The sequence below is a fragment of the Azospirillum palustre genome (assembly GCF_002573965.1).
Taxonomy (GTDB): Bacteria; Pseudomonadota; Alphaproteobacteria; order Azospirillales; family Azospirillaceae; genus Azospirillum; species Azospirillum palustre.
Genome location: NZ_PDKW01000041.1, coordinates 851,107 through 875,903, shown reverse-complemented (window position 1 = coordinate 875,903; position 24,797 = coordinate 851,107). Strand labels below are relative to the sequence as shown.

General features: G+C 69.7%; 19 protein-coding genes. 9 read left to right on the top strand and 10 right to left on the bottom strand.

Features of this window, described 5'->3' with window-relative positions:
- Positions 1-43: 43 nt before the first annotated feature.
- The 5 genes from CRT60_RS17530 to CRT60_RS17505 all read left to right on the top strand — a co-directional run bounded on the left by CRT60_RS17530 (position 44) and on the right by CRT60_RS17505 (position 7,858).
- On the top strand, positions 44-1,726 hold the full coding sequence (locus tag CRT60_RS17530; RefSeq protein ID WP_244592563.1) for a methyl-accepting chemotaxis protein: 1,683 nt from the start codon (positions 44-46) through the stop codon (positions 1,724-1,726).
- Between the two features lie 189 nt (positions 1,727-1,915).
- Positions 1,916-4,195, top strand: coding sequence for a hybrid sensor histidine kinase/response regulator (locus CRT60_RS17520; protein ID WP_098737786.1), 2,280 nt, complete (start codon positions 1,916-1,918; stop codon positions 4,193-4,195).
- On the top strand, positions 4,192-5,337 hold the full coding sequence (gene cheB, locus CRT60_RS17515; RefSeq protein WP_244592562.1) for a chemotaxis-specific protein-glutamate methyltransferase CheB: 1,146 nt from the start codon (positions 4,192-4,194) through the stop codon (positions 5,335-5,337). The genes CRT60_RS17520 and cheB overlap by 4 nt, the downstream gene beginning before the upstream one ends.
- Positions 5,334-6,101, top strand: a complete 768-nt coding sequence (locus CRT60_RS17510) for a response regulator transcription factor (RefSeq protein ID WP_098737785.1) — start codon at positions 5,334-5,336, stop codon at positions 6,099-6,101. The genes cheB and CRT60_RS17510 overlap by 4 nt, the downstream gene beginning before the upstream one ends.
- Positions 6,102-6,370: 269 nt before the next feature.
- Entirely contained in the window at positions 6,371-7,858 is a 1,488-nt protein-coding gene (locus CRT60_RS17505; RefSeq protein WP_244592561.1) for an ATP-binding response regulator, read from the top strand.
- 24 nt (positions 7,859-7,882) lie between these two features.
- Here the strand turns inward: CRT60_RS17505 and CRT60_RS17500 are convergent, their stop codons facing one another.
- From CRT60_RS17500 to CRT60_RS17470, 7 genes are all read right to left on the bottom strand, one after another.
- Entirely contained in the window at positions 7,883-8,941 is a 1,059-nt protein-coding gene (locus CRT60_RS17500) for an osmoprotectant NAGGN system M42 family peptidase (protein WP_098737783.1), read from the bottom strand.
- A 45-nt stretch (positions 8,942-8,986) separates the two neighbouring features.
- Entirely contained in the window at positions 8,987-10,759 is a 1,773-nt protein-coding gene (gene ngg / locus CRT60_RS17495) for an N-acetylglutaminylglutamine synthetase (protein WP_098737782.1), read from the bottom strand.
- Positions 10,760-10,885: 126 nt separating this feature from the next.
- Positions 10,886-12,661, bottom strand: a complete 1,776-nt coding sequence (locus tag CRT60_RS17490; RefSeq protein ID WP_098737781.1) for an N-acetylglutaminylglutamine amidotransferase — start codon at positions 12,659-12,661, stop codon at positions 10,886-10,888.
- Positions 12,662-12,791: 130 nt separating this feature from the next.
- A complete protein-coding gene (locus CRT60_RS17485) occupies positions 12,792-14,258 on the bottom strand; it encodes a mechanosensitive ion channel family protein (RefSeq protein WP_098737780.1) in 1,467 nt (488 codons plus the stop codon).
- Positions 14,259-14,380: 122 nt separating this feature from the next.
- Positions 14,381-14,872, bottom strand: a complete 492-nt coding sequence (locus tag CRT60_RS17480; RefSeq protein ID WP_098737779.1) for a BLUF domain-containing protein — start codon at positions 14,870-14,872, stop codon at positions 14,381-14,383.
- A 127-nt stretch (positions 14,873-14,999) separates the two neighbouring features.
- Positions 15,000-15,737, bottom strand: coding sequence for an extensin-like domain-containing protein (locus CRT60_RS17475; protein ID WP_204561959.1), 738 nt, complete (start codon positions 15,735-15,737; stop codon positions 15,000-15,002).
- A 10-nt stretch (positions 15,738-15,747) separates the two neighbouring features.
- Positions 15,748-16,242, bottom strand: coding sequence for a GFA family protein (locus tag CRT60_RS17470; protein ID WP_098737916.1), 495 nt, complete (start codon positions 16,240-16,242; stop codon positions 15,748-15,750).
- Between the two features lie 329 nt (positions 16,243-16,571).
- On the opposite strand from CRT60_RS17470, the gene CRT60_RS17465 reads away from it, so the two are divergent.
- The 3 genes from CRT60_RS17465 to CRT60_RS17455 are packed head-to-tail and all read left to right on the top strand — an operon-like array spanning position 16,572 to position 20,424.
- Positions 16,572-17,150 carry a (2Fe-2S)-binding protein gene (locus CRT60_RS17465; RefSeq protein ID WP_098737778.1) on the top strand — a complete coding sequence of 193 codons (579 nt, stop codon included), beginning with the start codon at positions 16,572-16,574 and terminating at the stop codon, positions 17,148-17,150.
- Positions 17,147-18,157, top strand: coding sequence for an FAD binding domain-containing protein (locus tag CRT60_RS17460; protein ID WP_098737777.1), 1,011 nt, complete (start codon positions 17,147-17,149; stop codon positions 18,155-18,157). Before CRT60_RS17465 ends, CRT60_RS17460 begins: the two co-directional genes overlap by 4 nt.
- A complete protein-coding gene (locus CRT60_RS17455) occupies positions 18,154-20,424 on the top strand; it encodes a xanthine dehydrogenase family protein molybdopterin-binding subunit (protein WP_098737776.1) in 2,271 nt (756 codons plus the stop codon). The genes CRT60_RS17460 and CRT60_RS17455 overlap by 4 nt, the downstream gene beginning before the upstream one ends.
- A gap of 221 nt (positions 20,425-20,645) precedes the next feature.
- Here CRT60_RS17455 and CRT60_RS36480 read toward each other — a convergent pair whose 3' ends face one another.
- The 3 genes from CRT60_RS36480 to CRT60_RS17445 form a co-directional block, all read right to left on the bottom strand.
- On the bottom strand, positions 20,646-20,792 hold the full coding sequence (locus CRT60_RS36480) for a hypothetical protein (RefSeq protein ID WP_167421730.1): 147 nt from the start codon (positions 20,790-20,792) through the stop codon (positions 20,646-20,648).
- A 409-nt stretch (positions 20,793-21,201) separates the two neighbouring features.
- Complete coding sequence (locus CRT60_RS37545) at positions 21,202-22,701, bottom strand: sensor histidine kinase (protein ID WP_098737775.1); 1,500 nt, start codon at positions 22,699-22,701, stop codon at positions 21,202-21,204.
- Entirely contained in the window at positions 22,701-23,366 is a 666-nt protein-coding gene (locus CRT60_RS17445; RefSeq protein ID WP_098737774.1) for a response regulator transcription factor, read from the bottom strand. The genes CRT60_RS37545 and CRT60_RS17445 overlap by 1 nt, the downstream gene beginning before the upstream one ends.
- Before the next feature lie 182 nt (positions 23,367-23,548).
- Here CRT60_RS17445 and CRT60_RS17440 point away from each other — a divergent pair, with 182 nt between their 5' ends.
- Positions 23,549-24,664, top strand: coding sequence for an ABC transporter substrate-binding protein (locus tag CRT60_RS17440; RefSeq protein WP_098737773.1), 1,116 nt, complete (start codon positions 23,549-23,551; stop codon positions 24,662-24,664).
- The last annotated feature ends 133 nt before the right edge of the window (positions 24,665-24,797 follow it).

The following is a 24,797-nucleotide window of genomic DNA, read 5'->3' as shown; positions in this document are numbered from 1 at the left end:
CCACCTTGAAAAAACCGCCTGGGGCCGGAGTGGAAGAATGAACATGAAAGTCGCACACAAGCTGGTCCTGGGATTCGGCATCGTCTGTGTCCTGACCGCATTGCTGGCGCTCTACCAGATGTCGCGCTTCTCCGACGCGCTGTCGGTGATCATGGCGGTGTCCAGCTACGACACCGAGGCCGCCGACATGGTGGTGCAGGTCGGCAACCAGCAGGCGGAGCTGCGCAGCACCCGGGAAGCGGCGCTGAACGCGGTGTCCGTCGCCAATGCCGAAGGGCGGGCCGCCGACATCCCGGCCATCATGGCGCCGATGCGCAGCCAATATGAACAGACCGGGCAGAAGCTGCGCGAGACGCTGGGCAAGCTGCGCTCGATGGTCGCCGAACGCTCGCAGAACAGCGTGACCGACAGCCGCCGCAAGGGCTGGGTGGAGCTGGACACGTCGGTGACCGAGATGAACCGCGCCATCGGCGCGGTGGGCGACGAGGCGCGGACCATCTACACCCTGCTCGAACGCAACCAGGTCGCCGAGGCGCTCCAGCGCCGCCAGCAGGTGGACCAGCTGCGCAAGGTGATGGAGCAGCGCATCGACGCCGCCCAGACCGCCATCGACCACCTGACCGCCGCCGGCCGCGACGACATCCGGGCGATCTACAACTCCGCCATCCAGTCCTCGGTCATCGCGCTGGTGGCCGTCTTCCTGATCGCGGTGGGGGTGGCCTACACCATCGGCAGCTCCATCACCCGCCGGCTCGGCCGCGCCATCGACTTCGTCACCAAGGTCGGCCACGGCGACCTGACGCAGGAGATCATGATCGCCGGCAAGGACGAACTCGCCGTCCTCGGCCAGCATCTGAACGAAATGGCCGGCCGGCTGAAGTCGATGGCCCGCACCACGCGGGAGACGGCGGAGAGCGTCCACGCCGCCACCGCCCAGATCCGCGCCTCGACCCAGCAGCAGTCGGCCAGCGTCGCCGAACAGCTGGCGGCGGTGGAGCAGACCACGGCGACCCTGTCGGAGATCACCGAGTCCGGCGCCCAGATCAACCGGCGCGCCCAGGACGTTTCCCACGGCGCCCAGACGGTGGCGGCCTCCAGCCATTCCGGCATGAAGGCGGTGGACGACACCATCCAGGCGATGGACGCCATCCGCGAGCAGGCCGAGGCGGTGGCCGAGAACATCGTCATGCTGTCCGAGCGCACCCAGGCCATCGGCGAGATCATCGTGACGGTGAACGACATCGCCGAGCGCTGCCACCTGCTGGCGCTCAACGCCGCCATCGAGGCGGCGGCGGCCGGCGAGCATGGCCGCACCTTCTCGATTGTCGCCGGCGAGATCAAGAGCCTGGCCGACCAGTCGAAGGAGGCGACCTCCCAGGTCCGTTCCAACCTGTCGGAGATCCAGCACGGCATCAACGCGTCGGTGATGCTGACGGAGGAGGCGGTCAAGCGCGTCGCCGCCGGCAAGCGCCAGACCGACGCCACCCAGTCGACCATCCGCACCATGGCGGAGAACATCCAGGAGAGCGTGCTGGCCTTCCAGCAGATCGTCGCCGGCACCAACCAGCAGCAGATCGGCCTGGAGCAGGTGATCCAGGCGCTCCAGAACATCCGCGAGGCGAGCAGCCAGACGGCGGCCGGCACCCGCCAGCTGGAAGGCGCCGCCGCCAACCTGAACAACCTCGGCCAGGGTCTGGTCGAGGCGGTGCGGAACTATCAGGTGTGACGATGCACCGCCGAGGCTATGACACTTCTTCCTCTTCCCCCCGAAATCTCCCTCTCCCCCCCGGGGAGAGGGGCGGGGTGAGGGGGATGCACCGCGTGCCTTACCTGAAAATCCTGCCACGCGTCCCCCTCACCCTAACCCTCTCCCCGGGGGGGAGAGGGGATTATGCTCCCACCCGGAGCCCCTGATATGGACATCCGCCAGCGCCTGCTCGCTGCCTTCGACCTGGAGCACAAGGACCATCTCGCCGCCATCCGCAACGCGCTCCGCGATGCGGAGGCGACCGGCGATGCGCCGGATCTCGTCGATATCCACCGGCGCGCCCACAGCCTGAAGGGCGCCGCCCGTGCCGTCGACCTGCCGGAGGTGGAGGCGATCTCCCACCGGCTGGAGGCGGCCTTCATCGCCGTGCAGAAGGGCGAGCTTCCGCTCGACCCCGCCAGCGTCGGCGTGGTGCGCCGGTCGCTCGACGCCATCGAGGACTTGGTCGCCTGGTCGCTCCAGGGCGGCGACGCGGTGGAGACCGCCGGGGTGCTGGCCGATCTCGACGCGCTGGCCGCCGGCCGCAGCGGCGGGGCGGCTCCGCCTCCGCCCGCCACCCGCCCAGTCGCCCGCACTGCCGCCCGCCCGGCGCCGGCCCAGCGCGACCGTGCCGCCGATGCCGACAGCGCCGCCCTGGTCCGCATCGCGGCACAGGGGCTGGAGCGCCTTTCGGAAACCGCGTCTGCTCTCCTGCCGGAGGTGGAGGCCCAGGCCGGCCTCGGCGAACAGCTTCGCACGATGCGCCGCGAATGGCGGGCGCTCGACCGGGCATGGCGGCATCTGCGGGTTCAGATCGGCCGCGGCGTCCGCGCCGATGCGGCGGCGGGGGCCGACGGGCTGGCCGACGCGCTGCCCAGCGCGCTGCCCAGGGCGCTGGACGCGCGCGGCGCGCTGCCCGCATTGATGGCGTTCGAACGCCGCTTCCGCGCGCTCGGCGGCGCGCTCGACAGCGCGCACCGCAGCCACGACCGGCTGTTGTGGTCGATGCGGCGCTGGGGCGGCGGTCTCCAGCAGGACATGCGGCGGCTGCGCATGCTGCCGGCGGAAAACCAGCTGAGCGGCCTCGGCCGCATGGTCCGCGACATCAGCCGGGCCGAAGGCAAGGAGGTCGAGGTCGATGTCCGCGGGTTGGAGGTCGAGGCCGACCGCACCGTGCTGCAACGGCTGAAGGACCCGATCCTGCACATCGCCCGCAACGCCATCAGCCACGGCATCGAGACGCCGGCGGAGCGGCTGGCGCTGGGCAAGCGGCCGGCGGCGCGCGTCACCATCGCCGCGTCGGTGGAGGGGTCGCGCCTGCGCCTGCGCATCGAGGATGACGGCCGCGGGCTGGACCGCGCGGCGATCCTGCGCAAGGCGGCCGAGCGCGGCCTGATCGACGCCGACGAGCTGTCTGCGGGGGAGGAGATGCCGCAGGAGCGGCTGACCGAATTCCTGTTCCATCCCGGCTTCTCCACCGCCGCCCGGACCACCGAGCTGGCCGGGCGCGGCATGGGGCTCGCCATCGCCAGGCGCGAAGTGGAGCGGCTGCAGGGCAATTTGACCATCGCCGACCGCGCGGACGGCGGCACCGCGGTCACCATCGAGGTGCCGCTCAGCCTGCTGAGCCAGCGTCTCGTCTTCGTCCTGGTGCAGGACCAGACCCTGGCGATCCCGTCCGCCGACGTCGTCCGCCTGCGCACCGCCAGCGCCCAGTCGCTGTTCTCCGGCACCGGCACGCCGATGACCCGCATCGGCGAGGAGGAAATCCCCGTCACCTCGCTGGCCGCCCTCCTGGGCATGGAGGCGCCGGTGGTGCCGTCGGCCGAGCGCGGGCTGTCGCTGGTCGTGGTGCGGGCGGGGGACCGGCGGCTGGCGCTGGCGGTCGACCGCTTCGTCGCCACGCGCGAGACGGTGGTGACGGCGGCGGAGGAGACCGGGCTGGACAGCGGCCGCTATCTCGGCACCGTGCTGATGGACGATGGCGGACCGGCGCTGGTGCTGAACATTCCGGGCCTGATGCCGCTGCCCGGCAGCACCCTGCCGCCCCCGGCACGCCCTGCCGAAGAGGCGACCCCTGCCCGGGCGCATATCCTGGTCGTCGATGACAGCATCACCACCCGCACGCTGGAAAAGAGCATCCTCGAAGCCCATGGTTATCGGGTGACGCTGTGCGTGGACGGGCGCGAGGCCCTGGAGCGCCTGTCGGAAGGGATGGAGGTTGGCCTGATCATCAGCGACGTCGAGATGCCCCGGATGGACGGCTTCGCCCTGTTGCAGGCGGTGAAGGCGGACAAGCGGCTGGAAGAGATCCCGGTGATCCTCGTCACCTCGCGCGCCAGCGACGAGGACCGCGAGCGCGGCCTGCGGCTCGGCGCCGACGCCTACATCGTCAAGACGCGCTTCGACCAGAACGAGCTTCTGGCCGGCATCCGGCGGCTGCTGTGAGCGGGCCGGCGAACGGCGGACCCCTCACCACCGGACCCCGTCGCATCCGCGTGCTGGTGGTCGAGGACAGCCCGGTCATCCAGCAGCTGCTGAGCCACGTCATCAGCGCCGACCCGCGGCTGGAGGTGGCGGGCATCGCGTCGAGCGGCGAGCAGGCGCTGCGCATGATCGAACGGACGGCGCCCGACGTGGTGTCGCTCGACATCCGCCTGCCGGGCATCGACGGCTTCGAGGTGACCAGCCGCATCATGCGGCAGACCCCGCTGCCGATCGTGGTGGTGGCGTCGGACGTGCACGACCTCGACATCCCGATGCGGGCGCTCCAGGCCGGCGCGCTGGCGGTGGTGGAGAAGCCGGGCAGCATGGCGCGTGCCGACTACCAGACGGTGGCGCACCATCTCTGCACCCAGCTGGTCATCATGAGCCAGGTGAAGGTGATCCGCCACCGCATCACCGCCCGCGCCGCGCGCCCCGCCTCTGGCATGTCCGCAGGAGTGTCCGCGGACGCCCCGTCTCAGGAAGGCAGGCTGCCGGACGAGGCGGTGGCGCCCGACGGCCGGCTCCGGCGCTTCCGTGCGCTCGGCCTCGTCGCCTCCACCGGCGGGCCGGCGGCGCTGGCGAAGATCCTGCGCGATCTGCCGGCCGACTTCCCGCTGCCGGTCTTCGTGGTCCAGCATATGGGCGCGCCCTTCATGGCCGGCTTCGCCAGCTGGCTCGGCACCGTCTCCGCCCTGCCGGTGCGGCTGGGGGAGGCCGGGCTGACCCCGCGGCCCGGCACGGTCTATGTCGCGCCGGGCGACCGCCACCTGCTGGTGGACGGCGCCACGCTGCGCCTCACCGCCGACCCGATGGTGTGCGGCCAGCGCCCGTCGGGGGAGGTGCTGTTCCAGTCGATGGCGCGCGCCTATGGCGCCTCCGGCATCGGCGTGCTGCTGACCGGAATGGGCGAGGACGGCGCGAGAGGGCTGGTGGACATGCGGACGGCCGGCGCCTACACCGTAGCCGAACATGCCTCCACGGCGGTGATCCACAGCATGCCCGGCACCGCGGTGCGGCTGGGCGGCGCGGTGGAGGAACTGCCGCTCGACCGGGTGGCCGGACGGCTGCTGCAATTGACCTCCGACGATAAGATGGCGTCATGAACGGACCCCGCACCCTGGTTGTCATGGGTTCCCAGACGCAGGGGCTTCTGCTGAAGCTGCTGCTGGAGGAACGTGGCGTGGAGACCGTCTGCGTCGACGGCGTCGAGCCTGCCCTGGCGGAGATCGCCGGCACCCCGCGGGATCTCCTGATCGTCGAGGGCGAGCTTGCCGGCCCGACCGGCCTGGCCGAGCTGCGCGCCCGCAGCGACGCCGCCGTCATCGTGCTCGGCCGCGGGCAGGGGGAGAGCGACCCCTCCGACCCCAAGGCGGTGGTGGAGACCGCCTGCACGCTGATCGAGCGGCGCAGCGCCCCGCCGACGGCGCCGGAGATCTTCCGCCGCGCCCGCATCCTGATCGTCGACGACAGCGCGACCTACCGCGAATTCCTGCGCGCCGAGCTGGAGCAGGAGGGTTGCACCGTCACCGCCGCCCGCAACGCCGACGAGGCGGTGGCGGCGCTGTCCGGCGGTGCCTTGGACTGCGTCATCCTGGATCTGGTGATGCCGGGCACCAGCGGCACCCAGCTCTGCGAAAGATTCGACAGGTTCCGCCGCCAGCGCGGCCTGTTCTTCCAAATCGTCATCCTGACCAGCCAGGACGATGAGGAACAGCTGATGATCAGCCTGAACGCCGGAGCCGACGATTTCGTTGGAAAGGGACAGACGATGGATGTCCTCAAGATCAGGCTGATGGCGCTTCTCCGGCGCAAATACTTCGTGGAGGACCATCTTATCCGTTTGCCGCGTCCTGCACCTTCCGCATAGGAGGGGAGTAGGGCCATCGTTTGATTTCGAAAGCCGGCTTGTCCGTTTATTCTCTGCGGGCTTTACGAAACTGTCCGACGGTCCGACAGGTGCCCATGGCGATCAGCCTCCAGCCCATCCACGAGCCTCCGATCTCCAGAGACACCGACGCGAAAGACACCGACGCGATGCACCGATCTTCGGCCACCCCCATGTCCCCGACCGATCTTCGGTATCGCGAGTGCCTTGAGAATGCCCGGCGCGTCTGCGCGGCCGGGACGGTTCCAACCATGCTGGTGGTCGGCGGGCCGGAGATGGCCGCCGTCCGCTGCAACGAGTCGCTGGCCACCCTGCTGAACCGCCCGCGCGCCGCCGCCCGTGACGAAAGCGGGCCGAGCCTGCTGCCGGGCGGCTGGACCGCCGTGGCCGACGCGCTGCGCCCGCTCTACCGCGAGGGAACCGCCGACAGCCCGGCCATGCCGCCCGACAGCGTCCGGCTGACCCTGCCGAGCGAACCGCCGATCGGCCTGCGCGCGACGCCGCTGCTGGTCGACGGCCGGGTGGTCGGCGTGCTGGCGACGGCGACCTTGGACGGCGCCATCGCCCAGATGGCCGAGACCATGCGGGCGGAGGTGGCGCGCACCACCGCGGCGCGCTCCCGCTTCCTGGCCTCGGCCAGCCACGATCTGCGGCAGCCCTTCCAGGCGATGCGCCTGTTCCTCGACGCCCTGACCAACCAGGTGGAGGGCAACGCGCGGGCCTCGCGCACCGCCGGCATGCTGGCCAACGCGATGACGGCCGGCGAGCAGCTGCTGAACGCCCTGCTCGACATCTCGACGCTGGATGCCGGCACGGTGGAGGCCGACCTGCAGGCGGTGCCGCTCGACGCGCTGCTGCACTCGCTGGCCGACGAATTCCGCCCGCAGGCCGAGGAGAAGGGGCTGCGCCTGCGCGTCCATCTGCCCTGCCGGGCGGTGACCCGCAGCGACCCGGTCCTGCTCGGCCGCATCGTCCGCAACCTGCTGGCCAACGCCATCCGCTACACCCAGCGCGGCGGGATCATGCTGGGCCTGCGCAAGCGCGACGGCCGCTGGCGCATCGAGGTGTGGGACACCGGCTTCGGCATTCCGCAGGACAAGCTGGACGTCATCTTCGACGAGTTCCACCAGCTGACCAACCCGGCGCGCGATCCCACCCGCGGCCTCGGCCTCGGTCTCGCCATCGTCCGGCGCCTGTCGGTTCTGCTGAGCGCCCCCATCGACGTGCAGTCGCGCTCCGGCCGCGGCTCGGTCTTCGCCGTCACCGTCGAGCGGCTGGAAGGGGAAGAGGGGCCCGTCGAAGCCCCGGCGGCGCTGACCTCGTCCGACCAGGGTGCTGCCGCCGTGCCGCTGGACGGCATGCGCATCCTGGTGGTGGACGACGACAGCATGGTGCTGTCCGGTTTGCTGCTGACCCTGGAAAGCTGGGGCTGCGCCTTCGTCTCGGCGTCCAACATGCGCGAGGTGTTCGCCGCGGTCGACGGGCTGGAAGGACCGCCCGACGCCATCCTGACCGACCTGCGCCTGCCGGGGAAGGTGTCCGGCTTCGACGTGATCGACCGCGTCCGCAAGCTGTTCAAGACCGACATCCCGGCGGTGGTGCTGACCGGCGAGACCGCGCCCGAATCCCTGCTGGAGGGCCAGCGCCGCGGCTGCGCCTTCCTGCACAAGCCGCTGCACCCCGGCGACCTGCGCCGCGTGCTGGAAGAGGTTCGGCGGGACGGAACGGCGGGCTGCTGAGCGGTCCGTCCCTCAATCCCGCCCTCAATCCCTGGGCGGGCTTTGCAGGTACAGCACCAGCAGCCGCACCAGGCTTTCCAGCGCGTCGGCGTGGATGCGCTCGTAGCCGTGCGAGGCGTCGATGCCGAAGCAGACCAGTGCCGTGCGGATGTCGTTGCCGGCCTCGATGGCCGACGCGCTGTCGCAGCGGTAATAGCGGAAGACGTCGCGCTGGTGCGGGATGTTCTGCGCCTGGCACAGCGCGATCAGCGAATGGGTCAGCGCCATGTCGAAGGGGCCGGTGCTGTCGGCCATGGCGATGGTGACGCCGTACTCGCTGCTGTTCTGTCCCGGCGCGGTGGTGCCGTTGTCGATGGTCACCATCTCCGCCACGTCCTGATGCAGGATGGACGAGGCGCCGGACCCGACCTCCTCGGAGATCGTGAACAGCAGATGGCAGTCCACCGGCAGGGCGGCCCCGGCATCGACCACCGCCTTGGCGGCACCCAGCATCACCGCCACCCCGGCCTTGTCGTCGAGATGGCGCGAGACGATGTAGCCGTTTTCCAGGAATTCCGGCTGCGGGTCGATCGACACGATGTCGCCGATGTTGAAGCCGCGCTCCTCCAGGTCGCGCCGGTTGGCGACCGGGGCGTCGACGCGCAGCTCCACCTGCTGCCAAGTGACCGGCTGGCTGTCGACCTCCTTGTTGAAGGTGTGGCCGGATGCCTTCAGCGGCAGGATGGTGCCGCGCCAGGGGCCGCGGTCGGTCAGCACGGTGCAGCGCGCCCCCTCGGCGAACCGCGACGACCAGTGGCCGATGGGCACCAGCTCCATCCGGCCATTGTCCTTCAGCATCTTCACCTGGGCGCCAAGCGTGTCGACATGGGCGACCAGCGCCCGGTCGGGGGTGGAGCGCACCCCCTTCAGGTCGGCCCGGATGGCGCCGCGCCGCGTCAGCTCATAGGGGATGCCCATCCGCTCCAGCTCGGCGCAGCACAGCCGCACCACGTCGGCCGTGTAGCCGGTCGGGCTCGGCGTGGTCAGCAGCCGGTACAGGATGTCGGTGACATACCCCATGTCGATGGGCAGCGGCACGGCCATGGTCGGATGGTCCTCCTCAGGATGGTGGCGCGGCGGGTGCCGGCCTCACAGAACCCCCCGCGTCTGCGGGAACAGCAGATCGACGAAGCGTTCCGCCGTCGGCTGCGGTTCGTGGTTGGCGAGGCCCGGACGCTCGTTCGCCTCGATGAAGACATGGCCCGGCCGGTCCGGCGCCTCGACCAGCAGGTCGAAGCCGACCACCGGGATGTCGAGCGCGCGGGCGGCGACCGTCGCCACCTCCACCAGTTCCGGATGCAGGCTGTCGGTCACGTCGTGGATTGTCCCGCCGGTGTGCAGGTTCGCCGTCTTGCGCACCGGCAGCACCTCGCCCGCCGCCAGCACGTCGTCCAGGCTCTTCCCGGCGGCGGCGAGGCAGCGGTCGGTCTCGGCATCCAGCGGGATGTGGCTCTCCCCGCCGGTGGCGGCGGCGCGGCGGCGGCTTTGCGCCTCGATCAGTTCGCGCACCGTGTGGCTGCCGTCGCCGGTCACCTCGGCCGGGCGGCGCACCGCGGCGGCCACCACCTTCTTGTCGATGACGATGATCCGCAGATCCTGCCCCTCATAAAACTGCTCCAGCAGCACCGTGTCGCAATGCTGGCGGGCCGACGCGATGGCGCGCTCCATCGTTTCCGCATCGCGAACGTCCACCGTGATGCCGCGGCCCTGCTCGCCGCGCGCCGGCTTGATCACGATGCGGCCATGGGTCTCCAGGAAGGCGGCATTCTCCTCCGGCTCGCCCGCCACCGCCTGGGCCGGGACCTTCAGGCTGGCGCGCTCCAGAACGCGCCGCGTCACCGCCTTGTCGTCGCAGCGGCTCATGGCGACGGCGCTGGTCAGCTCGCTCAGCGATTCCCGGCACACCACGCTGCGCCCGCCCCAGGTCAGGCAGAAATAGCCGGCCTCGGCATCCAGCACATCGACGCCGATGCCGCGCCGCCGCGCCTCGTTGACGATGATGGTGGCATAGGGGTTCAGCTGCTCGCCCGGCTGCGGGCCGGTGAACAGCCGCTCGTTGATCGGGTTCTTGGTCTTCAGCGCGAAGGCCGGAATCCGGCGGAAATTCAGCTTCTCATAGAGTGCTATGGCGTTCTCGTTGTCGTGCAGCACCGACAGATCGAGGAAGGCGCGGCCGCGCGCCTGCACATGCTCCGCCACCGTGCGGACCAGCGTCTCGCCGATCCCCGGAAAGGAGGCCTGCGGATCGACCGCCAGGCACCAGAGCGAGCTGCCGTTTTCCGGGTCGCCATAGGCATGGGCATGGTCCACCGCCGTGACCGAGCCGATGATCTCGCCGGTGGCGTCGTCGCAGGCGACGAAGTGGGTCAGCACCCGGCTGTTGCGCGACGCCACCAGGAAGGAGGAGGAGACCGGCACCATCCGCCGCCGGGCATAGATGCGCTGCACCCCTTCGGCATCCTCGCGCGTGCGCAGCCGGCGGACGCTATAGCCCTTCGGCCGGCGCCGCGACGGCCGGTAGTCGGTCAGCCACAGGCGGAAGGTGTGGGACGGGTCGAGGAACAGCTCCTGCGGTGCCCGCGACAGGGCGACATGCGGGTCCTGAAGGTAAAAGACGATGTCGCGGGTGCCCGGCGCCTCCTGCCGCAGCGTGTCGATCATGCGGTCGAGATCGTCGAAGGTGTGGGCGAAGATCAGCCGTCCCCAGCCGCAATCGACCGTCACGTCTGTCACTATGGCGGCACGCGGCGCGTCGGCCCCGGTCTCTCCCGCCGGCGGCCGGCCGGTGTAGCGGCGGGTGTGGCGCAGGGTGGCGCTGGCGGCGCGTTCCAGCCGGTGCGGTTTCACGCGGGCGTAGCTCATGGGATCCCCCTGGTCGTCGGATGCGGCTCCACGCATTGGCAACATCCGCGAACGCGGATCGGTCCCCCCTCCAGGGGCCCGCATCCGGATGTGCCGGCGGAGCGTCGGTCGTTTTGAGTCGCCTGCTTACAGGCCCTGTTCCTGGAACCAGAATTCCAGCAGGGCGACCTGCCACAGCTTCGATCCCCTGAGCGGCGTGATGTGGCGTTCCGGATCGGCCAGCAGCCGGTCGAGATAGTCGCGGCGGAACAGCCCGCGTTCGCGCGCCGACGGGGCGTTCAGCACGTCGCGTACCCGCTCCAGGAATGGACCGCGCAGGTATTTCAGCGCCGGCACCGGGAAATAACCCTTCGGCCGGTCGATCACCGCCGCCGGCACCACCCGCCGCGCCGCTTCCTTCAGCACATACTTGCCGCCGTCCGGCAGCTTCATCTCCGCCGGGATGCGGGCGGCCAGCTCCACCAGCTCATGGTCGAGGAAGGGCACGCGCGCCTCAAGCCCGGCGGCCATCGTCATGTTGTCGACGCGCTTCACCGGGTCGTCGACCAGCATCACCGTGGTGTCGAGCCGCAGCGCCTTGTCCACCGGCCGCTCGGCGCCCGGCATGGCGAAGCGCTGCTCCAGCCACCGGCGGGAATGATCCTCGCCGATGAACCTGGGGTCGAGCGCCTCTGCCATTTCCGCATGGTCGCGGTCGAAGAAGACGCGGGCGTAATCGCCGACGGCGTCACTGCTCTCCAGCAGCGGCGGATACCAGTGATAGCCGCCGAACACCTCGTCGGCGCCCTGGCCCGACTGCACCACCTTCACCTGCTTCGCCACCTCCTGCGACAGCAGGAAGAAGCCGATGTTGTCGTGGCTGACCATCGGCTCCGACATCGCACGCACGCAGTCGGTCAGCTCCGGCAGGGCGCGGGCGCTGTCGACGAACAGGCGGTGGTGGTCGGTGCCGAAATGTTTGGCGACGATGTCGGAGTACTGGAACTCGTCGCCGCGCTCGTCGCCCACCGTCTCGAAGCCGATGGAGAAGGTCTTCAGCCCGCTCTGTCCGTTCTCGGCCAGGAGCGCGGTGATCAGCGAACTGTCCAGCCCGCCCGACAGCAGGACGCCGACGGGCACGTCGGCGACCAGCCGGCGGCGCACCGCGCGGGTCAGCGTCTCCAGCACCAGCTCGCGCCACTCGGCGAAGTCGCGGCCCTCGTCGCCGGCCTGCGGACCGAAGGTCAGCGACCAGTATGTGTGCTCCCGCCGCGTGCCGTCCGGCTCCACCACCAGCACTGTCGCGGGCGGCAGCTTCCGCACGCCCTTCAGGATGGTGTGGGGCGCCGGGACGACGGCGTGGAAGCTCATGTAATGGTGCAGCGCCACCGGATCGACGTCGGTGTCGATCCCCCCGGACGCCACCAGCGCCGGCAGGGAGGAGGCGAAGCGCAAGCCCCCCGGAATGTCGGCCAGATAGAGCGGCTTGATGCCCAGCCGGTCGCGGCCCAGCACCACCCGGCCGCTGTCGCGCTCATGGATGGCGAAGGCGAACATGCCGTTCATGCGCGTGACGAAATTCGGCCCCCAGGCGTGATAGGCCTTGATCAGCACCTCGGTGTCGCCGTCGGAGAAGAAGCTGTAGCCGAGCCCGGCCAGCTCCTCGCGCAGCTCCCGGTGGTTGTAGATGCAGCCGTTGAAGACGATGGCGAGGCCGAGAGCGGAATCGACCATCGGCTGCTGAGATGCCTCGCTGAGGTCGATGATCTTCAGCCGGCGATGGCCGAAGGCGACGCGCCCGTGGGCGAACAGGCCATGGCCGTCCGGTCCGCGCGGCGCCAGACGGTCGCACATGGCCTGGACGGCGGCGGTGCTCGCCGCCTCGCCGGATTTGAAACGAATCTCGCCACTCACTCCGCACATCGGCTGTCGAGCCTCCTCGTTGGTTCAGGACGAAGGGGCGCCAGACCCGTCAAGAAGGGCCGAACTGCACCACCGCTACCCGCGTGGAACAACGGCTGGCAGGGCTCAAGGTTCCCGTGCGGCGGGCGGTCTACAGCCCGAAGAAACCGCGCAGCCGGGTCAGCAGCGCCTGCGATTCCACGGTCGGCGGCGGTGCGGCGCCCTGCTGGCGGTTGGTTTCGGCGGCGTTGCGGCTCTGGCGCTCGGCCATCAGCTCGGCCAGCCGTTCGGCCAGTTCCGGCCGGCGGCGCAGCACCGGGTCCAGATGGTTGCGCGCCAGCTCGAACACCACGGAATCGGTGCAGGCGACCACCGAGGCGCTGCGCGGCTGCCCGGTCAGCAGCGACATCTCGCCGAACAGGTCGCCCGGCCGCAGCCGCGTCAAATGCAGCATCCCCGGCCGCTGCCCGTCAATCGTGTCGGTGAAGAAAGCGGAGGCGGGGGCGGCGACCTGCACGTCGAACACGCCTTCGGCGATGACGAACAGCGATTCTCCAGCATCGCCCTGGCGGACGGCGGGCGACCCGGCCGGCACATGGATCTGCCGCATCGCCAGCGCCAGCGCGTCGACCTCGTCGTCGTCGAAGGCGTCGAACAGCTCGGTCTGGCGCAGCAGGCCGCGGCGCAGGGTGTCGGTGTCGGGCAAGGCCGGCTGGCGCCGGCGGATCTCCTGCTTGGGCCGGGCCGGCTCGATCCCGGCGCGGGCGAGGTTGCCCACCACCGCCGCCAGCACGGAATCGCGCACCAGCGCCACCCGCCCGAAATCGTCCAGCCAGTAGCGCGCCAGATAGGAGATGCCGTTGGGCGTCACCGCCTCCACCACCACGTCGGGCCGCGGGGTGGTCAGCACGCCGTCGGCGCAGAGCATGGCCGACAGCAGGATGCGCTTGGCGCGCTCCACCGGCACCTCCTGGTCCAGCAGGATGGGGACGGTGGTGCGGAAGGCCGGGCTGGGGCGGCTGTAATTGACGAAGCGGCTGCCGGCGACGATGCCGTTCGGCACGACGATGGCGGTGCCGTCGCCGGCGATCAGCCGGGTGGCGCGCCAGTTGATCTCGTCCACCCGCCCCGACACGCCGGGCGACAGCTCCAGCCAGTCGCCGATGCGGTAGGGGTGCTCGATGTTCAACGCGATGCCGGCGAAGATGTCGGCGATCATGTTGCGCAGCGCGAAGCCCAGCACGGCGATGGCGACGCCGGAGGTCGCCAGCAGGCCGGTCACCGGCTGCTCGAACACGAAGGCCAGGATCGCCACCACGGCGACGCCATAGACGAAGAAGCGCATCAGGTCGGCGAGCAGCCGCGGGATGCGCGGCGGCCGCGGCGCGCCGTCGGGGCCGAGCCCGCCGTTGCCGGCCGCCAGCAGGTCGATCAGCCGCGCCCCGCCCCAGGCAGCGACCAGCCAGGCGGCGGACGCGACGGCGATGTCGAACCCGCTGCTGAGATCCGGACCGACGAACGGCTCCAGATGGCGGTGCAGCCATGGCTTCGCGGCGACCAGAGCCGTCAGAAGGGCCAGGACCAGGGCAGGGGCGGACAGACGCCGCAGGGCGCTCATCGACGGGGTTCTCCTCGGCGGCTGGCCACGGGGGCCGGGGCGAGGGCGACGATGGCACGAGCAGGCGCCGTCCCGTCAAGGGATCAATTCAAACCATCCAGCCCGATCAGGGGCTTGATTTTTCACACCTTCACCAGTTGCCCCGTTGCCGGCGGATAGCCCATGACGAAGCCGCGGATCACCGGGTCGGTGCCCGCCACCGTGCCGGCGAAGACATAGGCGCGGCACAGCACGGCCAGCGCGGTTTCGGCATCGCCGCTGCTGCGCCGGAAGGCCGCGCCGTCGCGCAGTTCGGCGAACTCGCCCTGCCAGAAGGCCGGGTCGTCCAGAGGGCCGAAATTCATCGCCCAGAAGCCGAAGGCCCGCCCCGGCCGCTCCCACCGGCCCAGCACCGCCATGTTGCGGTGACGCTCGTCATGCGAAATGCGGTCGAACAATCCGTTCACGGCATCCGGCTCGCCTTCCAAGACTTGAAGAAAGGTTCCCTCATGCTCCACAAGGAAACCGGTCAGGCCCAGACGGCGATTCTTTGCGGAGCTTCGTACACAAATGTCCGCCAATGCCGAAAAAGGCAGCAAAGGCACCGCATCGCTTCGATAGAGCAAAGTCAACATCGGCCTCCTCCCGCTTTTATTCTGCCGTTTCTTATAAGGATGGTGAGGCCAAAGCCGGCGAGAGATAACCCTTTCTTTCGTAGAATCGTTGACGCACCCAGCAGATATAGTCCGAACCGGAGGGGCGTCAGCGGCAGGTGCGGAAGGCGCCCATGTCGAGGTGGAAATGGTTGCGGTGCGCCTCGTTGTAGTCGGGGCCCAGCACCACGTCGAAGAAGCGGCAGGCGCCGTCGCGGAGGTCGCGCAGGAAGGCCGATTTCCGCCCGTCCGCCCCGTTGCCTCCCTTCTGCTCCCAGTCGGCCAGCACGCCGATCCGCGTCCCGTCGGCCAGCACGAAGGCGGCGAGGTCGATGGCGTTGGCGGTCGCATGCTCGCTGCGCCGCCCGTCCGCCCGGCCATAGACGTTGCGGCAGGCATAGGTGCCGAGATGCTCGACCAGCACCACCCTCTGCCCGAAATGCCGCTGCGCCGCCGGCTGGAGGGCGTTCGCCTCGAACAGGGTCCAGGCGGCGGCCAGCCCGCAGGTGGCGATGAAGCCGCTGCTGAAGGCCAGCCCCGGCGCGGAGAGGTCCGACCGCGACACCCGCACCACGCCGCTGAGCGCGCAATTCTGGTCCGACGGGCGGTCGGGCAGGGCGGTGAAGCGCAGTCCCGTTTCGCCCAGCGCCGCCCGGCACTGCTCCGGCTCGCCGGTCAACCGCGCCAGCTTGAAGCCGGTCAGCCAGTCCGGTTCCGCCCGCAGGTCGAGCCGCGCCCACGGGTCGTAGCGCGGCGGCACCGCGATCAGCCCGGCCCACACCCCGGCCGCCGCCCCGCCCAGCGCCAGCAGGACCAGCAGCGCCAGCCACCCCAGCAACCGCGCCACCGCGCGGCGTCTACCGGTCGAGCAGCCCGTGCCGCCGGTGCCAGTCCTCCAGCGAGTCCTCCGGATAGCGGGCGAACTGCACGTCGTTGGGACCTTGCGGCACCTCCACCCACGGCGCCTTGAAGTCCAGCATGATGTGGACCCGCTCCGGCGGGGTCGGCAGCGGCGTGTCGATGGCGGAGGCGAAGGGATGGACCAGGTCCGGCCAGGCCGGATCCTCCGCCCACAGCGCCGTGCCGCAGTGCTTGCAGAAATGCCGGTGCGACGGACCCGGGTGGGTCTGGCCCGGATGATCGGGGTCCTCGATCGGCGCCCGCCACATCGCCACCGCCTCGCGCCCCTCGACCTCCAGCGTGTCGGCATCGCCGCCGAGATTGATGGCGTATCCCCCGCCGCCGGCACTCTTGCGGCAGATGGTGCAATAGCAGCGCATGTAGGGGACCGGCGTCGGCGAGTTCAGCGTAAAGCGAACGGCGCCGCAGCGGCAGGAACCGGAAAGTTTCATGGCAGGGGACTCCGCGAATTGCATGCCCTCTCCCGCCTCTCGCACAAACTCTGTTTGTGCTGACGGCGTCAGGCGGATCGAAGATCCGCTGAGAGCCCCGGGAGAGGGAGGGGACCCACCGGAGGTGGGGAGGGTGAGGGGGAATCCAAGAATCCCGAGCCGCATGGCTCTGTGCCTGCCCCCTCACCCTTCCCACCGCTTTGCGGCGGGCCCCTTCCCTCTCCCGGGGCGGGAGAGGGAACCGGGCGCCGTCACGGAACGCGGCGGAAGGGTTGCTGTTACCTCCGGGATCCCTTTCGCGGAACCACCTGCCAGCAGTCGGAGCGGTTATGTCGCAGCCAACAGGTCCAGCCTCCCAGGGCCACGCCCACAAACAGCCCGCCCCTCCTCCCGAGGCGATGCCCGAGGCGATGCCCGAAGCGATGGACGTCACGCTCGCCATCAACGGCAGCCGCAAGACCCTGCGCGTCGCCCCTTGGACCAGCCTGCTCGACGCTTTGCGCCTGCATCTCGACCTGACCGGCACCAAGAAGGGTTGCGACCATGGCCAGTGCGGCGCCTGCACCGTGCTGGTGGACGGCCGCCGCATCAACTCCTGCCTGACCCTGGCGGTGATGGCGGAGGGGCGGACCGTCACGACGATTGAAGGTCTCGCCAGCGGCGACGCGCTCCACCCGTTGCAGGAGGCCTTCGTCGAGCAGGACGCCTTCCAGTGCGGCTACTGCACGCCCGGCCAGATCTGCTCGGCCGTCGGCCTGCTGGAGGAGGGGCACGCCAAGTCCGACGACGACATCCGCGAACTGATGAGCGGCAACCTCTGCCGCTGCGGCGCCTATCCCAACATCGTCGCCGCCATCCGGCAGGTGATGGACGCGCAGCCGTCCGCCAAGGACGGAGGCGCGCCATGAGGGCCTTCTCCTACGACCGCCCCGACAGCGTCGATGCGGCCTTGCGCGGCGTCGCCGGCCAGCCCGGCACGACGACCGAGGCGGCGGTGAAGTTCGTCGCCGGCGGCACAAACCTGCTCGACCTGATGAAGGCCGACGTGATGCGGCCGGAGCGTCTGGTCGACATCTCCCGCCTCGGCCTCGACCGCATCGAGGACACCGAAGGCGGCGGCCTGCGCCTCGGCGCGCTCGCCCGCAATGCCGACACCGCCTATGACGCGCGGGTGCAGGCGCGCTATCCGATGCTGTCGAAGGCGATCCTGGCCGGCGCCTCGGCGCAGCTGCGCAACATGGCGACCAACGGCGGCAACCTGCTGCAACGCACGCGCTGCTACTACTTCTACGACACCGGCACCCCCTGCAACAAACGGGAGCCGGGGACCGGCTGCGGCGCGCTGACCGGGGTCAACCGCATCCACGCCATCCTGGGCGCCAGCGACAGCTGCATCGCCGTCCACCCGTCCGACATGTGCGTGGCGCTGGCCGCACTCGACGCCGTCGTCCGCGTCAGCGGCCCCACGGGCGAGCGCACCATCCCCTTCGCCGACTTCCACCGGTTGCCCGGCGACACCCCGCACATCGACAGCAGCCTCGCCGCCGACGAGCTGATCACCGCCATCGACCTGCCGGCGCAAGGCTTCGCCGACCATTCGACCTACCTCAAGGTCCGCGACCGCGCCTCCTACGCCTTCGCCCTGGTGTCGGTGGCCGCCGCCCTGAAGATAGATGGCCAGACGATCCGCAGCGCCCGTCTCGCGCTCGGCGGCGTCGCCCACAAGCCCTGGCGCGATCCGGCCGTCGAAGCCGAACTCGCCGGCAAGCCCGCCTCGCTGGAAACCTTCCGCGAGGCCGCGCGCGTCCTGCTGCGCGACGCCAGGGGCCAGTCCCACAACGCCTTCAAGATCGCACTTGCCGAGCGCGCCATCGTCCGGGCGCTGGCCGAAGCCGCCGGAGTGGAGCACTCATGATCGCCAAACCGACCATCCCCGCTCCGCTCGACCGTCCCGGTTCGCAGATCGGCAAGCCCGTCAGCCGTGTCGACGGCCGGCTGAAGGTGACCGGCGGCGCCAAATACGCGGCGGAGTTCAACACGCCCGGCCTCGCCCACGGCTACATCGTCTCCAGCGCCATCGCCCGCGGCCGGATCCTCGCCATCGACACCGCGAAGGCGCTGGCGCTTCCCGGCGTGTTCCAGGTCTTCACCCACGAGAACCGGCCGAGCCTGCCCTGGTTCGACCGCAAGTGGAAGGACGACGACGCGCCGAAGGGCTCGCCCTTCCGCCCGCTCTACGATGCGACGATCCACCATGCGCTCCAGCCCATCGCCCTGGTGGTGGCGGAGAGCTTCGAGCTGGCGCGCTACGCCGCCCGCCTGATCCATGTGACCTACGAGGCGGACGACCACCGGACCGACCTGCGTGCGGCCAAGGCCGACGCCTTCACCCCCGGCAAGGACAAGGGCGGCTTCCAGCCCCCGCCCAAGCCGCGCGGCGACGCCGACACGGCACTGGCCGAGGCGGAGGTCAGCGTCGACCTGAACTTCTCTCAGGCGGTCGAGCATCACAACCCGATGGAGATGCACGCCTCCACCGTCATCTACCACAATGACGGCAGCCTGACCGTCCATGACAAGACGCAGGGGCCGATCAACAGCCAGACCTATGTCTGCAACGTCTTCAACCTCGCCACCGACGCGGTGCGGGTGATCTCGCCCTTCGTCGGCGGCGCCTTCGGCTCGGGCCTGCGTCCGCAGCATCAGCTGTTCATGGCGGTTCTGGCGGCGACCACGCTGAAGCGCTCGGTCCGGGTCGAGCTGACGCGCCCGCAGATGTTCAGCTTCGGCCACCGCCCGGAAACGCTCCAGCGCGTGGCGCTGGGGGCGAAGAAGGACGGCACCCTCACCGCCGTCATCCACGAGGCGGTGCAGGAAACCTCGCAGACCGAAAACTACGTCGAGGTCGTCGTCAACTGGTCGGGCCAGCAGTACAAGTGCGACAATGTCCGGCTGGACTACAAGCTGGCGCGCCTGGACACCCACACCCCGCTCGACCAGCGCGCCCCCGGTGCGGCCATCGGCGTGCCGGCGCTGGAGATCGCCATGGACGAGCTGGCGGCCAAGCTGGGCATGGACCCGCTGGAGCTGCGGCTGAAGAACTACACCGAGGTCGATCCCAACACCGACAAGCCCTTCTCCAGCAAGGAGCTGCGCGCCTGCTTCCAGCAGGGCGCCGAGCGTTTCGGCTGGCACAAGCGCAGCCATGCCCCGCGGTCGATGCGCGAGGGCCGGCAACTGGTCGGCTGGGGCATGGCGACCGGCGTGTGGGACGCCATGCAGGGTCAGGCGGTGGCGTCGGCCAGGCTCGGCATCGACGGCACGCTGACGGTGGGCAGCGCCACCGCCGACATCGGTCCCGGCACCTACACGGCGATGACGCAGATCGCCGCCGACATCCTTGGCCTGCCGATTGAGAAGGTGTCCTTCCAGCTCGGCGACACCAACCTGCCGATGGCGCCGTTGCAGGGCGGTTCGTGGACGGTGTCGTCGGTCGGCTCAGCCGTGAAGGCGGTCTGCGACCGGCTGCGCGACAGGCTGGCCGGTCTGGCGGCCGGACTGAACGACGGTCCGTTGAAGGGGTTGAAGGCCGACGAGCTGACCTTCGCCGACGGCTTCCTGATCGCCAAGTCCGACCCATCCTGGCGCCTGTCGATCACCGAGGTGATGCGGGCCAACGATCTGCTGGTGCTGGAGGACGAGGCGCGCTCGATCCCCTACTACAAGTCGCAGATGAAGCATGCGCTCGGCACCCACTCCGCCATCTTCGCGGAGGTGCGGGTGGACGAGGACCTCGGCACCGTGCAGGTGACTCGCGTGGTCAGCGCGGTGGCTGCCGGCCGCATCATCAATCCCAAGACGGCGCGCAGCCAGATTCTTGGTGCGGTGGTGTGGGGCATCGGCATGGCGCTGGAGGAGGAATCGATGATCGACCAGCGGCTGGGCCGCTTCATGAACCATGATTTCGGCGAATATCACATCCCGGTGAACGCCGACGTCCACGACATCGACGTCATCTTCGTCGAGGAGCATGACGACATCGTCAACCCGCTGGGGGCCAAGGGTGTCGGCGAGATCGGCATCGTCGGCGTCCCCGCCGCCATCGCCAACGCGATTTACCACGCGACCGGCAAGCGCCTCTGCGACCTGCCCATCACGCTTGATAAGATTTTGGGGGCTTGATCTGCCTATAAAGTCCCTCTCCCGCCCCGGGAGAGGGAAGGGGCCCAAGCGAAGCTTGGGAAGGGTGAGGGGTAGTGCAAGTATCCCGAACTAAGGGTTTCTTGGATCACCCCTCACCCTCCCGCCTTCGGCGGGCCCCTCCCTCTCCCGGGACGGGAGAGGGGGACTCCATCACCTTCGTGACTGCCGGAAACCCCCGCGGTCACAGTAAAGACCCCACATCACCCCATGATGTTCTCGTCCGCCATGCGGCGAGGCATGTCGGTTTCGTGCTGGCGGTCCTGCTTCGGCGCCTTGGTGACGCTGAAGCCGATACCCGACAGCAAAAGAACGCCCAACGAGGCGACGGTGACGATGTTGCAAAGCATAGCGACAGACCCTTTCCCTAACCTCTTTCGGCCGCCCGGTTCGATGGGCGGCCAGACCCTTATTGTGCGGTCTCCTGGCAATAGACGCCGGGAGCCGTTTCTTTCTTCCGTGAGCCAAGCCGGGTTGAGGAAAAATATTCGTCCGTGACCCGAACTGTATTTACTTCCAACACCTTGCCGGCACAGGCCTTGCGGAGCGGTCAGATAGTCCCGCAGCTGCGAACTGGCAATGGAAGCCGGCGACAAATCCGCGCAGCTCTGGTTAACAAAATTGTCATGGCAGCGCTTGGGGTGGGGACTCATCCCCTCTCCCCCCCGGGGAGAGGGTTAGGGTGAGGGGGGAGCATGGCGTGCCTTATGCGGCTGAGTGGCACTTCGCATCCTTGCCGATCCACATCATGCATCCCCCTCACCCCGACCCTCTCCCCGGGGGGGAGAGGGGGATTTCGGGCACAATACAGGTCTCGCCCGACGCCGCCCGCAAGGTCACCGTCACCTTCAGCCCCCTGCCATCCTGCCCGGCATCCAGCCGCACCGACGCCCCAAGCCGGTCGGCCAGGGCGCGGACGATGGCCAGTCCCAGCCCGCTGCCGGTGCGCGGCGGCTCGCCCGGACGGTCCAGGCGGTAGAAGCGCTCGAACACCCGCCCGCGCTCCGCCTCCGGGATGCCGGGGCCGTCGTCCTCGACTTCCATCAGCGGCGCCATCGCCGGACCACCCCCCACCCGCACCGTCACCGTGCCGCCCGGCCGGTTGTAGCGGATGGCGTTGTCCAGCAGATTGCCCAGCAGCTCCCCCACCAGAACGGCATTCCCGGCGACCCGCAGGGCGGTTCCGTCCTCCGGCCCCTCAAAGCGCACCTCGACATCCTGGGCCAGCGCCGCCGGCACCTGCTCCGCAGCGACCTCCATCGCCACCTGCATCAGGTCTGTCACCTCAGGGGCGGCGGGGACCACCGGCGAATCCTCGTCGGCGCGGGCCAGCGCCAGCAGCTGGACCAGCAGCCGCTCCAGCCGCTTCACCGCCCCCTCGACATCGTCCAGCGCCGCGCGCCCCTCCGCGCTGTCGGTGCCGTAACGGCGCAGCAGGGCCAGATGGGTGCGCAACACCGCCAGCGGCGTGCGCAGCTGGTGCGAGGCGTCGGCGGTGAAGCGCCGCATCGTGCCGATGGACTGGTCCAGCCGGGCCAGCAGCCCGTTGATGGCGACCACCAGCGGCAGCACCTCCGCCGGCACCACCGCCAGCGGCAGCGGGACCAACGCCATTCCCCCGCGTGCCGAGCGGGCGTCGATCACCCGGCGCAGCCGCTTCAGCGGCGCCAGCCCGCGCCCGACCGCCCCCCACACGAGCATCCCGCTGCCGCCGACCAGCGCCACCTCCAGCAGGGTCAGCCACAGCAGCAGATCGACCTCCAGCGCGCGCCGTCCCGCGGTCGTCTCCGCCACCTGGACCAGCACCGGCTGCGGCACGCCGTAGAGCCGGCGGACCTGCGCCGCCACCCGCACCGGATGGCCGTGATAGGTCGCATCGCGGAAGACCGTGACGTTTGTCGGCATCTCCTGGATGTCCGGCAGCGGCAGGTCGAGATAGCCGGTGATCACTCCGCCCTCATGGGCGACGTTGTAATAGATGTTGTCGCGGGCCTGGCTCTCCAGCATGCCGAAGGCGACGGCCGGCAGATCGACCGTCACCTCGCCGTCGTCGTCGCCTACCGCCAGCCGCTCGGCGATGGCGAGCGTCGAGCCGGCGAGCAGCCGGTCGTGGGTGGACTGCACGAAACCGTGGATCAGCGCCGACCCGCCGACGCCCAGCCCGACCGCCAGCGCCCCCAGCGGCACCAGCAGCCGGGTCAGCAGCCGGCGGCGCAGAGATGGCACCCGCTCCGGCCGGCCCGCCCGAATGGCCGCCATCAGGCATTTTCCATCAGATAGCCCAGCCCGCGGATGGTGCGGATCTGCGGCCCGTCCGGCTCCAGCTTCTTGCGCAGCCGGGCGACATACAGCTCGATGGCGTTCGGCGCCACCGGCTCGTCGAAGCCGAACACCTCGCCGGCCAGCCGGTCCTTCGGTACCACCTTGCCGGCCCTGGTGATCAGCCCCTCCAGCACCGCCAGCTCGCGCTTGCGCAAATCCAGCACCCGGCCGTTCAGCGTCACCGTCGCGGTGGAACGGTCGTAGCGCAACCCGCCGCAGGCCAGTTCCGGCACCGGCGTGCCCTGGCCGCGGCGCACCAGGGCGCGCACCCGCGCCTCGAACTCCGCCGGGTCGAAGGGCTTCAGCAGATAGTCGTCGGCGCCGAGATCCAGCCCCTTCACCCGGTCGGCCACCGCCTCCCGCGCGGTCAGGATCATCACCGGCACGGTGGAGCCGCGGCGGCGGATGCGGGTCAGCACCTCGAACCCCGACAGATCGGGCAATCCCAGATCCAGCACCACCAGCCCATAGGGCTCCGCCCGCTCCAGCCGCACCGCCTCCTCGCCCGACGCGACATGGTCGACGGCGTAGCCGGCCAGCTTCAGCCCCCCGGTCACCCCGCGCGCCAGGGCTGCGTCGTCCTCCACGATCAGGATGCGCAAGGGAGCCGCCTATCGTCCGACTGGGCCATCATCCGACCGCACCTGTTCCGTTCCACCAACAATTTTCATCCGCGACAGATTGGCGACAGGTTGATTGCCTATAGTCACGGCAAATCCGCTTGTAAGCCCAACCAACCCGGCCCGCAACGACGCCGTGGAAACCAACCGCAGGAGAGGAAGAGATGCGCACCAAACTGGCCCTTCTGGTCGCGACCGCCCTGACCGTCACAGTGTCCGTCGCCGTGCCCGCCTTCACCGCCGGCACCGCCCAGGCGCAGTCGGTCCCCGCCGGCTACGACCCCGCCTATGCCAAGATCATCGAGGCGGCGAACCAGGAAGGCGCGCTCAGCATCTATTCCGCCACCGACGCGGCGGCCGTGTCGGAACTCCTGAAGGGGTTCGAGGCGCTCTATCCCAAGGTCAAGCTGGAATACGCCGACCAGAACTCGACCGAGATGTACAACCGCTTCATCAGCGAGGCGGCGGCCAACACCGGCACCACCGACCTGATGTGGTCGTCGGCGATGGACCTGCAGATGAAGCTGGTCAACGACGGCTACGCCCAGTCCTACACCTCGCCGGAATCGAAGAGCATTCCGGACTGGGCCAACTATAAGAACGAGGCCTTCGGCACCACCGCCGAGCCCATCGTCTTCGCCTACAACAAGCGCATCGTCCCCGCCGCCGACGTGCCGAAGACCCACGCCGACCTCGCCAAGCTGCTTGCCGAGAAGCCGGACGCCTACAAGGGCAAGGTCACGTCCTACGATCCGGAGCGCAGCGGCGTCGGCTTCCTCTACATCACCCAGGACGTGCAGGCGAACAAGAACACCTGGGATCTGGTGAAGGCGATGGGCCAGACCGGGGTGAAGCTCTACACCTCCTCGGGCGCGATGATCGAGCGCCTGACGTCCGGCGAGCACACCATCGGCTACAACATGATCGGCTCCTACGTCTACGAGCGCCAGCACAAGGACCCGGAGTCGCTGGGCATCGTTCTGCCGTCCGACTACACCATCGTGATGTCGCGCATCGCCTTCATCCCGAAGGGCGCCAAGCACCCGAACGCCGCCAGGCTGTTCCTCGACTATCTGCTGTCGAAGCCGGGCCAGCAGGCGATGCAGGCCCGCTACATGGGCTCGATCCGCACCGATCTGGCGAGCGCCAACCCGACCGCCGGCATCCCGGAAAGCACGCTGCGCCCGATCCATGTCGGCCCGGAACTGCTGACCTACCTCGACCAGGTGAAGCGCCTGAAGTTCCTGAAGGACTGGCAGAAGGCCCTCCAGGGGAAGTAACAGTCGTCAATCTCCCTCTCCCGCCTCGGGAGAGGGAAGGGGCCCAAGCGAAGCTTGGGAAGGGTGAGGGGTGAGGCACGAAGCCGTGCGGTTCGGGACCCTTGGAATCCCCCTCACCCTCCCCACGCCAATG

Bases quoted from the DNA above. Each gene is read 5' to 3' on its own strand.
- CRT60_RS17530 (WP_244592563.1), top strand. From the start codon at position 44: ATGAAAGTCGCACACAAGCTGGTCCTGGGATTCGGCATCGTCTGTGTC.
- CRT60_RS17520 (WP_098737786.1), top strand. From the start codon at position 1,916: ATGGACATCCGCCAGCGCCTGCTCGCTGCCTTCGACCTGGAGCACAAG.
- CRT60_RS17510 (WP_098737785.1), top strand. From the start codon at position 5,334: ATGAACGGACCCCGCACCCTGGTTGTCATGGGTTCCCAGACGCAGGGG.
- CRT60_RS17505 (WP_244592561.1), top strand. From the start codon at position 6,371: ATGCTGGTGGTCGGCGGGCCGGAGATGGCCGCCGTCCGCTGCAACGAG.
- CRT60_RS17500 (WP_098737783.1), bottom strand. From the start codon at position 8,941: ATGGCCGTGCCGCTGCCCATCGACATGGGGTATGTCACCGACATCCTG.
- ngg (WP_098737782.1), bottom strand. From the start codon at position 10,759: ATGAGCTACGCCCGCGTGAAACCGCACCGGCTGGAACGCGCCGCCAGC.
- CRT60_RS17490 (WP_098737781.1), bottom strand. From the start codon at position 12,661: ATGTGCGGAGTGAGTGGCGAGATTCGTTTCAAATCCGGCGAGGCGGCG.
- CRT60_RS17485 (WP_098737780.1), bottom strand. From the start codon at position 14,258: ATGAGCGCCCTGCGGCGTCTGTCCGCCCCTGCCCTGGTCCTGGCCCTT.
- CRT60_RS17480 (WP_098737779.1), bottom strand. From the start codon at position 14,872: ATGTTGACTTTGCTCTATCGAAGCGATGCGGTGCCTTTGCTGCCTTTT.
- CRT60_RS17470 (WP_098737916.1), bottom strand. From the start codon at position 16,242: ATGAAACTTTCCGGTTCCTGCCGCTGCGGCGCCGTTCGCTTTACGCTG.
- CRT60_RS17465 (WP_098737778.1), top strand. From the start codon at position 16,572: ATGTCGCAGCCAACAGGTCCAGCCTCCCAGGGCCACGCCCACAAACAG.
- CRT60_RS17460 (WP_098737777.1), top strand. From the start codon at position 17,147: ATGAGGGCCTTCTCCTACGACCGCCCCGACAGCGTCGATGCGGCCTTG.
- CRT60_RS17455 (WP_098737776.1), top strand. From the start codon at position 18,154: ATGATCGCCAAACCGACCATCCCCGCTCCGCTCGACCGTCCCGGTTCG.
- CRT60_RS36480 (WP_167421730.1), bottom strand. From the start codon at position 20,792: ATGCTTTGCAACATCGTCACCGTCGCCTCGTTGGGCGTTCTTTTGCTG.
- CRT60_RS37545 (WP_098737775.1), bottom strand. From the start codon at position 22,701: ATGGCGGCCATTCGGGCGGGCCGGCCGGAGCGGGTGCCATCTCTGCGC.
- CRT60_RS17440 (WP_098737773.1), top strand. From the start codon at position 23,549: ATGCGCACCAAACTGGCCCTTCTGGTCGCGACCGCCCTGACCGTCACA.